Origin of the sequence: Isoptericola sp. NPDC019482, assembly GCF_040632295.1 — a bacterium.
Lineage (GTDB): Bacteria > Actinomycetota > Actinomycetes > Actinomycetales > Cellulomonadaceae > Isoptericola.
The window spans coordinates 64,895-77,311 of record NZ_JBEYBQ010000015.1; the positions used below are offsets into that span (position 1 = coordinate 64,895).

13 protein-coding genes are annotated in these 12,417 nt (G+C 75.8%); 4 read left to right on the plus strand and 9 right to left on the minus strand.

The window, feature by feature from the left end:
• Window positions 1–552 carry a hypothetical protein gene (locus ABZ493_RS11980; RefSeq protein WP_430582394.1) on the minus strand — a complete coding sequence of 184 codons (552 nt, stop codon included), beginning with the start codon at window positions 550–552 and terminating at the stop codon, window positions 1–3.
• A 126-nt stretch (window positions 553–678) separates the two neighbouring features.
• Window positions 679–1,851 (minus strand): glycosyltransferase family 4 protein, encoded by a 1,173-nt coding sequence (locus ABZ493_RS11985; protein WP_430582395.1) that lies wholly within the window; start codon window positions 1,849–1,851, stop codon window positions 679–681.
• 129 nt (window positions 1,852–1,980) lie between these two features.
• On the opposite strand from ABZ493_RS11985, the gene ABZ493_RS11990 reads away from it, so the two are divergent.
• On the plus strand, window positions 1,981–2,694 hold the full coding sequence (locus ABZ493_RS11990; RefSeq protein WP_430582396.1) for a hypothetical protein: 714 nt from the start codon (window positions 1,981–1,983) through the stop codon (window positions 2,692–2,694).
• Between the two features lie 62 nt (window positions 2,695–2,756).
• On the opposite strand, the gene ABZ493_RS11995 is transcribed toward ABZ493_RS11990, so the two are convergent.
• Both ABZ493_RS11995 and ABZ493_RS12000 read right to left on the minus strand, forming a co-directional pair.
• Entirely contained in the window at window positions 2,757–3,296 is a 540-nt protein-coding gene (locus ABZ493_RS11995; protein WP_430582397.1) for a hypothetical protein, read from the minus strand.
• On the minus strand, window positions 3,293–4,801 hold the full coding sequence (locus ABZ493_RS12000; protein WP_430582398.1) for a PspC domain-containing protein: 1,509 nt from the start codon (window positions 4,799–4,801) through the stop codon (window positions 3,293–3,295). Before ABZ493_RS12000 ends, ABZ493_RS11995 begins: the two co-directional genes overlap by 4 nt.
• A 137-nt stretch (window positions 4,802–4,938) precedes the next feature.
• Here ABZ493_RS12000 and ABZ493_RS12005 point away from each other — a divergent pair, with 137 nt between their 5' ends.
• Both ABZ493_RS12005 and ABZ493_RS12010 read left to right on the plus strand, forming a co-directional pair.
• On the plus strand, window positions 4,939–6,252 hold the full coding sequence (locus tag ABZ493_RS12005; protein WP_430582399.1) for a PspC domain-containing protein: 1,314 nt from the start codon (window positions 4,939–4,941) through the stop codon (window positions 6,250–6,252).
• A 68-nt stretch (window positions 6,253–6,320) separates the two neighbouring features.
• A complete protein-coding gene (locus tag ABZ493_RS12010) occupies window positions 6,321–6,935 on the plus strand; it encodes a LuxR C-terminal-related transcriptional regulator (RefSeq protein ID WP_429728764.1) in 615 nt (204 codons plus the stop codon).
• On the opposite strand, the gene ABZ493_RS12015 is transcribed toward ABZ493_RS12010, so the two are convergent.
• From ABZ493_RS12015 to ABZ493_RS12035, 5 genes are read right to left on the minus strand one after another with little or no spacing between them, the layout of a single operon-like run.
• A complete protein-coding gene (locus ABZ493_RS12015) occupies window positions 6,901–7,644 on the minus strand; it encodes a CbiX/SirB N-terminal domain-containing protein (protein WP_430582400.1) in 744 nt (247 codons plus the stop codon). The two genes, ABZ493_RS12010 and ABZ493_RS12015, sit on opposite strands and share 35 nt — an antisense overlap.
• Window positions 7,645–7,700: 56 nt before the next feature.
• Window positions 7,701–9,050 carry a uroporphyrinogen-III C-methyltransferase gene (cobA, locus tag ABZ493_RS12020; protein WP_430582401.1) on the minus strand — a complete coding sequence of 450 codons (1,350 nt, stop codon included), beginning with the start codon at window positions 9,048–9,050 and terminating at the stop codon, window positions 7,701–7,703.
• Window positions 9,047–9,898, minus strand: a complete 852-nt coding sequence (locus ABZ493_RS12025) for a phosphoadenylyl-sulfate reductase (protein ID WP_430582402.1) — start codon at window positions 9,896–9,898, stop codon at window positions 9,047–9,049. The genes cobA and ABZ493_RS12025 overlap by 4 nt, the downstream gene beginning before the upstream one ends.
• A complete protein-coding gene (locus ABZ493_RS12030) occupies window positions 9,895–11,625 on the minus strand; it encodes a nitrite/sulfite reductase (RefSeq protein WP_430582403.1) in 1,731 nt (576 codons plus the stop codon). The genes ABZ493_RS12025 and ABZ493_RS12030 overlap by 4 nt, the downstream gene beginning before the upstream one ends.
• 51 nt (window positions 11,626–11,676) lie before the next feature.
• Entirely contained in the window at window positions 11,677–11,805 is a 129-nt protein-coding gene (locus tag ABZ493_RS12035) for a hypothetical protein (RefSeq protein ID WP_430582404.1), read from the minus strand.
• Window positions 11,806–12,029: 224 nt separating this feature from the next.
• On the opposite strand from ABZ493_RS12035, the gene ABZ493_RS12040 reads away from it, so the two are divergent.
• A complete protein-coding gene (locus ABZ493_RS12040) occupies window positions 12,030–12,401 on the plus strand; it encodes a hypothetical protein (protein WP_430582405.1) in 372 nt (123 codons plus the stop codon).
• Window positions 12,402–12,417: the final 16 nt, after the last annotated feature.

A 12,417-nucleotide genomic window follows, 5' to 3' on the forward strand; every position in this document is an offset into this window, starting at 1 on the left:
TCAGGAGATGGCGAACGAGCTGGCCCGGTTGTTCAGCGAGCCCAGCCGGCTGTTCACGTCGATCCAACCGGTGCTGGCGCCGTTCTTCGACGCGCCGTCGAACAGCTTCACGTCGCAGCGGTTGTAGGTCCGCACGGAGCTCACCTTGTTCGACATCGCGCCGAGGACGGAGCCGCCCTCGTTGTCGGTGGTCTTCGCCGTGCAGCCCACGCGGTACTTCGGGTTGTAGATCACGACCTGGCGGCCGCTGAAGCTGGCGCCGTCGTAGAGGCGGGCCACGACCAGGCCCTTGCCGATCGGGTAGTCCTTGCAGCCGAACGTCCCGTCGACGACGGCGCAGTACAGCGTGCCGGCGGCGGCGGTCGCCCGGACCTCCTGGACGGTGACCGGCGAGTCGCTGGTCACCCTCTCGACCTGGACGGGTGCGCCGCCGTCGTCGGGCGCCGCGGTGGCGGTCGGGGCGGTCATGCCCAGGGCCGCGATCGCCGCGAGCCCGCCCACGACGGCGGCGAGCCGTGCGCGGCGGGTGCGGGTGTGTGTCGTGATGGTCATCGTTGCTCCTCACGTCAGCCGGCGATCCCCTCGTCGCCGGTCATGGTGTGACGAGGAGTCGCACGGCGACGGTGATACGCCGAGGCACCGATCCGTCCGTGACCATGCCCGACGGCGGCCGGTCGGTCAGCGCGTGAGCGAGGCCGCCGTGCGGTACGCGGCGTCGACGTCCGTGAGGACGCGGGGCCAGGACGTCGCGAGCTCGGCCGTGCGGTTGTGGGCGATGATCGCGTCGAGCAGGGCGGGGTCGTCGGCGAGGCGGACGAGCGCGTCGGCCATCGCGGCGTCGTCGTCCACCAGCAGGGCGTCGCGCCCGTCGACCAGGCGCTCCGCGACGCCCGACTGCGAGCGACTGACGACGGCGAGGCCCGCGGCCTGCGCCTCGAGCGCGGCGATGCCGAACGCGTCCTGGACCGCCGGGGCGACGAAGACGTCCGCGCGGACGTAGAGCCGCTTGAGCTCCGTCGGGGTGAGGCGGCCCACGAGGCGCACGGTGTCGGAAAGCCCGTGCTCCCGCACCCAGCGGCGGGCCTCGGCGAGCTGCGGCCCGTCCCCGCCGATCGTCGCGACCAGGCGCCCCGGCGCCCGCTCCACCGCGGCGCCGATCGACTCCAGCATCGGCAGCACGCGCTTGCGGGGCGCGAACCGGGTGGCCGACACCACGTGCACCTCGCGCCCCTCCGCCCGCTCCCCGCGCTCGACGCGCGGCAGCCGCCAGGCGTCGACGTCGATGCCGTTGCCCAGCACCGACACCCGGTCCGCGGCGGCGTCGGACCCAAGACGCCGGCCGACGACGCGGCGCAGGGGAGCGGCGGTCATCTCGCTCACCGCCGACCACTGCACCGGCCACGCCGCCCACCGGGTCACGCGGTCGAGCGCGGCGAACGCGCGCTCCCAGTCGCCCCACACGCTGTGCACCGTGAGCAGCGCGGGCAGCCCGAGCCGCGTCACCGGGCGGAGCGCCAGCTCGACCGTGGGGGCGAGCACGCCCATGTGCAGGTGCACGGCGTCGGGCCGCCGGCCACCGGCCTCGAGCTCCCGCAGCCGCGCCAGCACGTGCGCCGTCGAGCGCGGGTGGACGGGGTAGCCCCCCGGCACCCGGGCGGCGACGCGGTGCACCACGACGCCGTCGTCGCCGGGCCGGGTGGTGACGCCGCGCTCGCCGGGCGCTCCCGGCGTCGTGGTGATCACCTCGACGTCGTGCCCGGCCTCCGCCTGCCGGCGCGCGAGCCGGGCCACCTGGGTCTCGATGCCGCCGAGCAGCGGGAGGTAGGAGTCGGAGACGTGGACGATGTGCACCGGCTCATCCTGCCATCGGCAGCGCGGCCACCTGCGGCTTCGCCGAGCCGAAGCCGGGCGGTGGCGCTACCGTGCGAGGAGCGGTACCTCCAGCGCACGCGCCACGGCACACCTGAGGAGAGGTGCGACATGTCGAGCACTGTCACCGTTCAACCGACCAAGGGCGTCCGCGGGATCGGGATGATCACCCTGATCGCGGGCATCGTCATGATCGTGCTCGGCGTGGGCGTCTGGGTGGTCGTCTCCCAGACCCTCTCCGCCGAGGAGATCACCGTCTCCGACGACGCGAACATGTTCGCGGGCCAGCACGTCGCCGGGCCGTTCACCGCCTACGCGCAGGCGGAGGTGATCGACAAGCACGCCACCGAGATGGCCGACGGGAAGACGTACGCCCAGCTCGACCAGGACGACCCGGTCCGCGACAGCGTCATGGACGCGTCGTTCCTGCGCGCGTCGCTGTTCACGTCCGTGGTGGCGTTCGGCGTCTGCGCGCTCGTCATCGGCCTGGGCATCGTGTTCATCCTGCTCGGCAGCGCGCTACGCAAGCTCGCGGGCGGGCCCCAGGTAGTGATCGACTCACCCTCGCTGACGTCCGAGGGCGGCCTGTCGCACGCCGCGCACCGCGCCGACCCGGTCGAGCCGGAGCGGCGCACCGCCCCGACGACGCCCGCCCCGCCGCCCGAGCGGCCGAGTACGCGCACTTCTCCGGAGTCGCCGTCGACGGGGACCTCGGAGCCGCCGCCGGCCTCGCCCTCGGTCCCGCCGTCGGCGTCTCCGTCGACGCCGCCCGAGAACCCGCCCGCCGCGCCGCCGGCAGGCGGCAGCGGCTCGCCGTCGGCCTGAGCCCGACGAGCACGACGACGCGGCGGTGACCCGAGGGTCGCCGCCGCGTCGTCGTGCGGGGGTCAGCGGACGGTCGTCGCGCGGCGCCGGCGGCGCACCGCGCTGACGACCGAGCCGATCACCAGCAGGGCTCCCGCCGCGGCCAGCAGCACGATGGCGGCCAGCTCGACGTCGATGCGCGCGCCCGCGGCGTTGGCCAGGAGGCCCACGCCGAAGGCCACGACGAGGAAGCCCCACACGATCGTGCTGGACCGCGGGCCTGCGCTGGCGTGCGGCTCGTCCACGGGGCCCGCCGGTGCCACCGGCGCTGTGGGCGTGGTCTCGGCCGGCTCGGACGAGGCCCACTCCGACGAGGCCGGTTCGGGCGTCGCCGGCAGCGTGGACGCGCGTTCGGTGAAGGCGGGGTCCGCGTGCCGCTCCGGCTGGTCGAAGATCGACAGCGGGTCGTCCGGCCCGGCCGCGGGGAGCGCGCGGGTGGCGCCCGACGTGGGGAGGGCCCGGGTCTCGTCCGGCGCCGGGAGTGCCTGGGTCTCGTCGGCCGCGGGCAGTGCCTGCGTCTCGTCCGGCTCGGGGCCGGGCACGGTGGGCTTGTCGTCGCTCATCGGGACTCCTCGATGGTCAGGTTGCCGGCGCGCACGCCGACGTCGAGCAGCAGGCGGGCGCCGTCGGCCTCGCGCGCCTCCTCGGTGGAGAACCGCACGGGACCGTTGGTGTAGGTGTTGACGGAGCGGTCCTGGCCGTCCACGAGCCACTCGGCGTTGCCCGCGATGACCTCGACGTCGGCCTCCACGGCCGTGCCGTCGGGGATCAGGACGGTCGCGTTGCCGGCAGAGATGGTGACGGGGACGACGACGGGGTCGCCCGGCGGGACGCCGTTGAGGTCGAGGTCGGTGAGGTCGACCGTGGCGTCGCCGAAGCGCACGTGCACGCCCTCCTCCGCCTCGGCGGTCGTCGTCGGGTGCAGGGTGCCGTCGCTGACGACCGCGGCCGATCCCGGCTGGGGGTCGTCGTCCCAGAAGTCCCAGGAGCTGCGGTCGCCGGCGAACGGCCAGGTGATGACCCCGGCGATCAGCGCGAGGATCGCGAGGAACGTCAGGCCGCCGCCGCGCCGGCCGCGCAGGCCCGTCACGACGAGCCCGAGCCCGAGGACCACGATCGACGCGCCCAGCCACGTGGGGCCGAGGGGCAGGTCGAGGTTCCCGGTGCGGTCGGCCACGAGGAGCAGGGCTCCCGCGAGCAGCACCAGACCCAGGACGATGCCCACCGCGGCGGCGCCGGGGCCACGGCGCACGGGACGCGGGGGTCGCGGCGGACGCGCCGCGACGACCGGGGGAGCCGGAGCGGCCGGAGCGGGCGCGGCGGCCCAGGCGCCGGAGGGCGCGGCGGCAGCCGCGGCCCAGGAGCCGGAGGGGCTCGCGGGGTCGGCCGGCGCCTGCGGCGCCGCCGGCGTCGTCAGGTACGGCGCCGGGGGCGCGGGGGTGAAGGAGCTCGTGGACGAGGGCCCGCTCGCGGCGGGGCCGTCGGTCGTGCCCGGCGCGGGCGCGGCGGGGTACGGCGGAGCCGCGGGGTACGGCGGCGCGGGCGGGGCGCCGGGACCGCCGTTCCGCGGCCGGCGGTCGCGGATCAGCTTGATGACGAGCCAGACGATCCCGACCCAGACGGCGATCCACAGCAGGCCGCGGATCCACTCGATGCCGAAGCCCCACCACCCGAGTCCGTTGTTCCACGCGAAGCCGACGATGAGCGCGACGACCGCCCCGAGCAGCGCGACGTCGAAATCGCCGCGGAACGCCTGCTGCAGGTGGATGCGGCCGTCCCGCTCGGGGAGCAGCGCCCACGCGATCGCGTAGATGACGATGCCGGCGCCCGTGAGGAAGAAGCTGAGGATGAGCAGGCCCCGGACGAGCAGCGGGTCGAGGCCGAACCGCTCGGCGACGCCGCCCGCGACGCCGCCGACCCACCGGTTGTCGGACCGGGTGAGGCCCATGCGGCGGATGGAGTCGAAGAAGCCGTCGCCGGTGCGGCGCGGCGGGGCGCCGCCCGGGGCGGGGGCGCCGCCTGCTCCGGGCTGCGGCCCGGGAGGCTGGGGGAGGTCGTCGGTGCTCATGGCTCCATCCTGACGACGGGGCGGCCGCACCGGCATCGGGTGCTGCCCTGACACGACCCTGATTCGGGGGACCGCGCCACCCTGAAACCTCGGGATCCCGCGCCCCGGGGCGGCCCTGACGTGCCAGGATCGGGAGCATGACCACCGAGCGACCCCCGCGCCTCCCGCTGCGCCGGCCCCCGCAGGGGCGGGTGCTGGCCGGCGTGGCCGCGGGTCTCGCCGCCCACCTGGGCCTCCCGGTCCTGGTGGTGCGCCTCGCCTTCCTCCTGCTCACGCTGGTGGCAGGGGCGGGCGCGGTCGCGTACGTGTTCTGGTGGGTGACGGTGCCGTCGGGTGACCCGCGGCAGGCAGCGGAGACGACGCCCGCGGCGCAGCAGCGGCTCGCGCCGCGCCTGCGCCTGGGAGGGCCGGTGGCCGCGTTGCCGGTCCGGGACGTCCTCGTCGGCGCGGCCCTCATCGCGGGCGCGTTCATCCTCGTCGCGATCCGCGCGGGCTGGGACGTGGGCGCGTCCTGGGTGCTGCCGGCCCTGGTCGCCGTGGGCGGCCTGGCGCTCGCCTGGAGCCAGCTCGACGCCGCGCAGCGCAGCCGGGGCACCGACGGCGCCCCCGCCACGCGGCGCTCGACGTTACTGCTGCGCCTCGTGGGCGGCGTCGTGCTCGTCATGGTGGGCGTGCTGCTCCTCATCGGTCAGGACGCCCCGGTGCAGGTGCTGCTCCAGGCGGGCGTGGCGTCCCTGGCCGTCCTGGCCGGCGCGGCGCTCATGCTGGCGCCGTGGTGGCTGCGGCTGGTGCGGGAGCTCGGCGACGAGCGCGCCGCCCGCGCCCGCGAGGCCGAGCGCGCCGATATCGCCGCGCACCTGCACGACTCCGTGCTCCAGACGCTCGCCCTCATCCGCTCGCGCGCCGACGACCCGGAGGCCGTGGCCCGCATGGCCCGCGCGCAGGAGCGCGAGCTGCGCGAGTGGCTGTACACCGACCGCACCGCCCCGGGCACGTCGCTCGCGGCCGAGCTGCGGGGCCTCGTGGCCGAGGTCGAGGACGGCCGTGCCGTCGAGGTGGAGACCGTCGTGGTGGGCGACTGCGTCCCCACGGAGGAGACGTCGGCCCTGCTGCAGGCGTCGCGCGAAGCCCTCGTCAACGCGGTCGTGCACGGCAGGCCGCCCGTCATCGTCTACCTCGAGGTGACCGACGCCGCCGTCGAGATGTTCGTCCGCGACCGCGGCGACGGCTTCGAGATGGACGACATCGCGCCGGACCGGTTCGGCGTGCGGGAGTCCATCCTGGGACGGGTGCACCGCCGCGGCGGCACCGCCGACGTCACCAGCCGCCCGGGGTGGGGTACCGAGGTGCGACTCAGGATGCCGCGGGACGGCCATGCCCCGGCGCCAGACCCGCACGAGACCGCCGAGAGCGCCGAGACAGGTGCCGACAACGAAGGAGCACGCACGTGACCACACCCACCGACGCGCCCCGGCAGCCAGCGGGGCCGGTCCCCGTGGTGCTCGTCGACGACCACCACATGTTCCGCACCGGCGTGCGCGCCAGCCTGGACGGCCGGGTGCAGGTGGTGGGCGAGGCGGCCGACGTCGACCAGGCCGTGGCCGTCGTGCACGAGCACCGGCCGCCCGTCGTGCTGCTCGACGTGCACCTGCCGGGCGGCAACGGCGGGGGCGGGGCGGAGGTCGTCCGCCGGTGCGCGGACCTCCTCGGCGAGACGCGCTTTCTCGCCCTTTCCGTGTCGGACGCGGCCGAGGACGTCGTGGCCGTCATCCGCGCGGGCGCGCGCGGGTACGTCACGAAGAACATCTCCGCGTCGGACCTGTCCGGCGCCGTGGTGCGCGTGGCCGGCGGGGACGCCGTCTTCTCGCCCCGGCTCGCGGGCTTCGTGCTCGACGCGTTCGGCACCGCCGCGGGCGACGTCGCCGTCGCCGACGACGAGCTGGACCGCCTGTCGAAGCGCGAGCAGGAGGTCATGCGGCTCATCGCGCGCGGCTACTCGTACCGCGAGGTGGCCAGCGAGCTGTTCATCTCCATCAAGACGGTCGAGACGCACGTCTCTGCCGTGCTGCGCAAGCTGCAGCTCTCCAGCCGCTACGAGCTCACGCGGTGGGCCGCGGCGCGCCGGCTGCTGTGAGCGCGGCGGCGCGGTAGCGCTCGACGACGACGTCCACGAGCTCGGCGGGCGCGTCCTCGTCCGCGACCAGGAGCGGCGCGGTCGTGACGTCCCCGCCCGCGCGGGCGGCGAGGTCGGCGAAGAAGCCGGGGGCGAGCAGGTAGGACGCGACGACGACGCGGCGCCCCGGGCGCTCCGCGCGGGCGGCGTCGACCACCTCGTGCACCCGCGGGGTCGCGTTGGCGATGTAGCCGACGGTGACGCGGCGGCCGAGGCGCTCGCCCAGGCGGGCGGCGGTGGTCTCGCAGTCGGCCACGGCGCGCGCGTCGCTCGACCCGGCGGCGGCCAGGACGACCGTGTCGTCGTCCCGCAGGCCCGCCTCGGCGAGGCGCTGCCCGAGCACGTCGACCAGGCGGTCGTCCGGCCCGAGCGCCCCGCCGAGCGTGACGTCGTCGCCGCCCGCGACCGCGGCGTCCACGTCCTCGCGCAGGTCGACGTGCACGTGGTACCCCGCCGACAGCAGCAGCGGCACCACGATCGACCCCGACGGCGCGTCCCGCAGGCCCGCCAGGCAGGTCGGGACGTCCGGCTGCTGCACGTCGACGAAGCCGGCGTGCACGGGCAGGTCGGGGAGGCGGGCGGCCACCGCCTCGACGAGGGTCGCGACGGCGCCCGCGCCGGTGGCGGACGCCGTCCCGTGCGAGACGGCGAGCAGCGCGGGAGCGGTCATGCGGTCGACCCTAGGACCGGTGTCGTCCGCCGCCGTTTCGCCCGCGTGAACCCCCGTCACGACGACCTCACGACGGAGGCGGCGACGGTGTGAGCGGACGCCGGGCCGGTCCACGCGGGGCTGCGCCGCACGACGTCGCCCACCACGGTCACGGCCGGCGCCTGCACGCCGACGGCGCGCGCCCGGTCGGCGATGTCGGCGAGCGTGCCCACGGTGGTGCGCTGGCGGGCGCCGAACCCGTCCTCCACGACGGCGACGGGCGTGTCCGCCGGACGGCCCGCCGCGACGAGCGCGCGGGCGGTGTCCGCGAGCCGGGTGACGCCCATGAGCAGCACGAGCGTGTGGTCGGTGCCACCGGGCACCTGCCCGACGTCGTCGTGCCCGGTGAGCACGCTGAACCCGCGGGCGAGCCCCCGGTGCGTGACCGGGATGCCCGCCGCCGCCGGCACGGAGACGGCGGACGTCACGCCGGGCACGACCTCCACCTCGATCCCGGCGGCGCGGCAGGCGTCCAGCTCCTCGCCCCCGCGGCCGAAGACGTACGGGTCGCCGCCCTTGAGGCGCACCACGTCGCGGCCGGCGAGCGCGTGGCGCACCAGCAGCGCGGTGATCTCCTCCTGCGGCACGGGGTGGTGCCCGGAGGTCTTGCCGACGTCGACCACCTCGACCTCGTCGCCCAGCCCGGCCAGGAGGGACCGCGGCGCCAGCCGGTCGACGACGACGACGTGCGCCGCGGCGAGCAGCCGCCTCCCGCGCACCGTGATGAGGCCGGCGTCCCCGGGGCCGCCGCCCACGAGGGCCACGCGGCCGGGCCGCGTCGCGGCACCGTCGGCCCCCTCACCGGCGTCGCGCACGGCACGCAGCGGCAGGCTGCCGTCGTCGAGCCCGGCCACGACGGCGTCGCGCACCCGCACCGCGCGGCGCGGGTCGCGACCGGCGGTGACGGCGACGGCGAGGTCGCCGGCCGGGCGGCCGGCGGCGTCGGTGACGGGCGTGCGCGCGACGGCGGGCACCCAGGCGGAGCCGAGCCCGGCGTCGCCCGCGGTGACGCAGAAGGTCCGCAGCAGCTCGGCGTCGGCGGCCACGCGCGCGTCGACGTCGGGGTCGCCGGTGGCCGTGTGCACCAGCCACGCGCCGTCGAGGTCGCCGTCGCAGTACCCGCGGGTGATCCGCTCGATCGCGCCCGCGGCGACGAGCGCGGCGAGCTCGGGCACGACGTCGGGCGCGATCACGCGCACGCGGGCGCCGGCGGCGAGCAGGCCGCGCACGCGCCGCAGCGCCACGGGGCCGCCGCCCACCACGATGACGAGGCGGCCGGCGACCCGCAGGCCCAGCGGGTACGTGTCGTGCGGCGGGGCGGGCCGCGGAGCCCGCGACCCGCTCGAGGACGCCCTGTTCCGGCTCATACGTGCAGCCCGCACTCGTCCTTGTCCCGGCCGGCCCAACGGCCGGCGCGGGCGTCCTGCCCGGCCTCGACCCGCTGGGTGCAGGGCTCGCAGCCCACGGACGGGTACCCGTCGTCGAGCAGCGGGTTCACCACCACGCCGTGTGCGCGGGCGTACTCCTGGACCTCCTCGTCGGTCCAGGCCGCGAGGGGGTTGATCTTCACGACGCCGTTGCGCTCGTCGAAGGTGACCAGGGGCGCGTTCGCGCGGGCCGCGGTCTCGCCGCGGCGGACGCCGGTCGCCCAGGCCTCGTAGCCCTGCAGGGCCTGCCGCATGGGAGCCACCTTACGCATGGCGCAGCACGCCTCGGGGTCCCGGTCGTGCAGCCGGGGTCCGTGCTCCGCGTCCTGCTGGGCGACGGTGAGCTCCGGGCGGACGTCGACGACGTCCACGTCCATCTCGATCTCGACGGCGCCGCGCGTGCCGAGCGTCTCCGCGAAGTGGTACCCGGTGTCGCCGAAGAGGACGTCGACGAACGGGAGCTGGCGGGACACCAGGTGCGCCAGCACGAGGTCCTGCATCGACGACGCGACCGCGAGGTACGGGCCGAACTCGCGCACCGCCCACGCGACGACCTCCACGGCCGTGGCCTCGGGGCGGTCGCCGTCGGCGTGCAGCTGCGCCTGCCCGCGCTCGACGACGTGGCGCAGCTCCTCGACGGAGCGCCGGTGGCGGGACGCGCGGGCGTGCTGCCGCGCCGCCCGGGACTCCTCGCGTGCCGCCGCGCGGGCGCGCACCTCGGCGAGCCGGCCGCCGCCCGCGGGGGAGGCGAGCAGCGTCACCGGGGAGGACACCTCGACGGCGGTCACCGCAAGGCCTCCTCGTCGGCCCGGTGCGCCCACTGCGCGAACGTCTCGGCGCCGTCGTGCTCGGCGTCGTACCGCCGCACGACGCGCTCCACGTACTCGCCGACCTCCGACGCCGGCACCTTGAGGCCGCGGACCGTGCGGCCCAGCCCGCCGGCGTCGCGGCCCTCGCCGACCAGGCCGCCGCCCAGGTGCACCTGGAAGCCCGGCATCTGCTCGCCGTCGACGGTGATGATCTGGCCCTTGAGCCCGATGTCCGCGGTCTGGATCCGGGCGCAGGAGTTGGGGCAGCCGTTGACGTTGAGCTCGATCGGGCGGTCGAGGCGCGCGGTGACGTCGCCGAGCCGGTCCTCGAGCTCGCCGATCACACGCGCTGCGGTGTCCTTGGTGTCGACGATGGCGAGCTTGCAGAACTCGACGCCCGTGCAGGCGATGGTCGAGCGGCGGAACAGGCTCGGCCGGGCGGTGAGGCCCAGCGGCTCCAGGCCGTCGAGCAGCTCGTCCACGCGGTCGCCGGGCACGCCCAGGATCACGACCTTCTGGTGCGCGGTGAGCCGGGCGGAGTCCGCGCCGACCCGCTCGATGAGGTCGGCCAGCCCGGTGAGCGTGTTGCCGCCCACGCGCCCGACGACGGGCGCCGCGCCCACGTAGAACCGGCCGTCATTCTGCTCGTGCACGCCGACGTGGTCGCCGGGCCGCGTGGCCGGCGCCGGGGCGGGCCCGTCGGGCAGCGCGTAGCCGAGGTACTCCGTCTCCAGCACCTCGCGGAACTTCTCGGTGCCCCAGTCCGCCAGGAGGAACTTCAGGCGGGCCTTGTTGCGCAGCCGCCGGTAGCCGTAGTCGCGGAAGATGCGGATGACGCCGTGCCAGACGTCCGGCGCCTGCTCCTCGGTGACGAACACGCCGAGCCGCTCCCCGAGCCGCGGCGTCGTGGACAGCGCGCCGCCCACCCACAGGTCGTAGCCGGGCCCGAGCTCCGGGTGCTCGACGCCGACCAGCGAGATGTCGTTGATCTCGTGCACCACGTCGAGGCTCGGGTGGCCCGTGATCGCCGTCTTGAACTTGCGCGGGAGGTTGGCGAGCTCCGGGTCGCCGATGTACCGGCGCTTGATCTCGAGGATCACCGGGGTGGGGTCGATGATCTCGTCGGCGGCGATGCCGGCGACGGGGCTGCCGAGGAAGCCGCGGGGCGAGTCGCCGCAGGCCGTCGTCGTCTCGAGGCCCACCGTGTCGAGGCGGCGCCAGATCTCCGGCACGTCCTCGATCGCGATCCAGTGGTACTGGATGTTCTGCCGGTCCGTGATGTCGGCCGAGCCGCGCGCGAAGTCCGCCGAGATGCCCCCCAGCACCCGCAGCGCCTCGGGCGTGAGGGCCTGGCCGTCGGAGCGGACGCGGAGCATGAAGTACTTGTCCTCGAGCTCGTGCGGCTCGAGCGTCGCGGTGCGGCCGCCGTCGATCCCGGGCTTGCGCTGCGTGTACAGGCCCCACCAGCGGAACCGGCCGTGCAGGTCGTCGTCGGCGATCGAGTCGAAGCCCTCGTGGGCGTAGATCGACTCGATGCGCTCGCGGACCCCGAGGGGCGCCGCCTCCTGCTTGAAGACCTCGTTGTGGTTGAGGGGCTCGGTGCCGTCCACCTTCCACTGCCCGTTCGGGCGCGCGGCGCGCGGCGGGCGGACGCGGGCGGTGGTGTCGTCGCTGGTCGGGGCGGGTGCGGTGGTCTGCGTCGTCATCTGGGGGAGTTCCTCGGGTCCTCGGGGGCGGGACGCGCGACGACGAGCGACTCAGCGGGGGTGGGCCGAGGACCGACGGCGCGCGCCGGTGCTCAGGAGCCGCGCGGGGGCGGCGGGGCTGAGGTAGGGCGCGATCAGCGACAGCAGCACAGACAGCTGCGCATGCTGCGACGCACGCACGCCGACATCTCGTGACGGGACGTCACGAGGAGGCGGTGCGTGGCCGTGGTCATGGGCACGACCGTAACCGCTGCGGGCGGGGTCGCGCGAGAGCAGGTCCACATGCTGGGACCACATGGTGGGACGGCGCCGGGAACGCTGGCGCCGGGCCGCCCGGGTGTGATGTGTGACCGGTTGCGGACACCGGTGTCAGATCCCGCTCCGCGCGCGGCTAGGCTGCCCGCATGGAGTTCCTCTACCACGTCTTCGTCGCCCTCCACTTCGTGGGCTGGGCGATCGTCCTCGGTGGCTACATCGCGTCGATCAAGAGCCCCGGCCTCTACCGCGGCGTCTTCCACGGCGCCGCGACCGCGCTCGTCGCGGGCGTCCTCATGGTCGGCATCGCCGAGATGGGCGACCTGTGGGCGGACGGCGGGCCCAGCATGGCCAAGATCGGCGTCAAGCTCGTGATCGCGCTGATCATCGCGGTGCTGGCGTTCGTCGCCAAGCGTCAGGGCTCGAAGGGCGACAACGGCACCGGTGCCGTGGCCCCCGGCCTCAAGCACTCGATCGGCGCCCTGACGCTGGTCAACATCCTGGTCGCCGTCTTCTGGTGACCGTCCACGTGCCCCC